The organism is Wolbachia endosymbiont of Mansonella perstans (assembly GCF_020278605.1).
Taxonomy (GTDB): Bacteria; Pseudomonadota; Alphaproteobacteria; order Rickettsiales; family Anaplasmataceae; genus Wolbachia.
The window spans coordinates 1-1,271 of record NZ_JACZHU010000141.1 but is presented as its reverse complement, the minus strand read 5'-3'; the positions used below and the strand labels follow the sequence as shown (position 1 = coordinate 1,271).

Here is a 1,271-nt window from a genome sequence, read left to right as displayed (position 1 = left end):
ACTCCTTGCTCATTATAGCCTTACGGCTTTAATTTAATATACAATCTATAATACAAGTGTCAGGGCACTATGGGATGACAGGAGAGGAGCTACTTGGTGTATTTTCGTATCAGAAAACACCCTATTAGCAGAACTGTGAGTGGAATAAACCATAAAACATAAGTGCTAAATTTTACAGGCGGAATGATTATAATTGAATCTCCATAAGAATTTTTCAGCTCTGAAATTATTTGCTCGTCGGCATGCCCATCACTGATCTTTTTACGAATCGTCTTGCGCATATCATGTGCAATCTTAGACTCGGATTCAGATAATGACTCACCAGAACATATTGGACACTTTATTATTTCAAATAAATTAGTTGCTCGCTTTTCCATACTTTTGTTTATGAGCTTATCATCTAAAGTAAAAGCGTTTATGCTTAAGTGAAATGTCAATGTAAAAAGTAAGCTAACTACCGCTTTCATTCTTGGTTAGCTCAATGACCTTACTTAGTTGGTTCATAAAATCAGTAGTAGATAACTTTCCAATAAAACTTGACCCTACATCATTGTCATATTTTATTGAAAATTGAATGCTGTCGTCAGTTGTTTTTTCTGATAAGGAAGATATTAAATTTTGAAATACATCTGAAGCTTTTGAGTGATTTTTCTCACCAGTTAAAAGCGGGATCAATTCCTTGTAATTTGACATGACCACGTTGATTTTATCTTTAAATGAAGATGTAATCAGATTGTAATTGTTTATTCCACCGTCTGCAGTAAGAGAAAAATTATTACTTTGAATTAAAAATTTTTCTATGTTGAGATTAATTCTGGAAGCTGAAATGTGGGTTACAAACTCATAATCAAATTTAATGTCGATATTAAGATAACTTTCGGGAATTGCAGTATTTTCATACCGGTAAGTATAAAAATCAAATCCTAGCTTAACATTTCCATTCAGTTCTTTGTTGAGATCAATTTGAATATAATTACTTTTACCATTCACTTCAGTTATAATACTCTGCTGATCTTCTGAATCAGATGCAATATCACATCTCAGTCCATGATCTGCGTAACGAAGTGTTTCTATATAGTCTATCACAGTGCCATTTCTGTCAAACCTTAGCAAAGATGGTAAATCGTTTAGTTTGACAACGAAGTGGTTGTTATTGTTTGTGTGACATTTTATATTCTTTGTCTTGTTGCCATGAACGGTAATATTGATTTCATTGTTTGGTATGTAGATATATACTGATTTATCGAATAGTCTATTTTTTATCACTAAAG

Annotated in this window: 2 protein-coding genes; both read right to left on the bottom strand. The window is 32.3% G+C overall.

The genetic code is table 11. The annotated features are described in order from the left end of the window. Positions 1–89 precede the first annotated feature (89 nt). A complete protein-coding gene (locus IHO13_RS05480; protein WP_225538629.1) occupies positions 90–467 on the bottom strand; it encodes a cytochrome c-type biogenesis protein in 378 nt (125 codons plus the stop codon). Further along, the coding region (locus IHO13_RS05475; protein ID WP_225538628.1) for a hypothetical protein at positions 451–1,271 on the bottom strand (821 nt) is incomplete at its 5' end. The genes IHO13_RS05475 and IHO13_RS05480, both read right to left, overlap by 17 nt.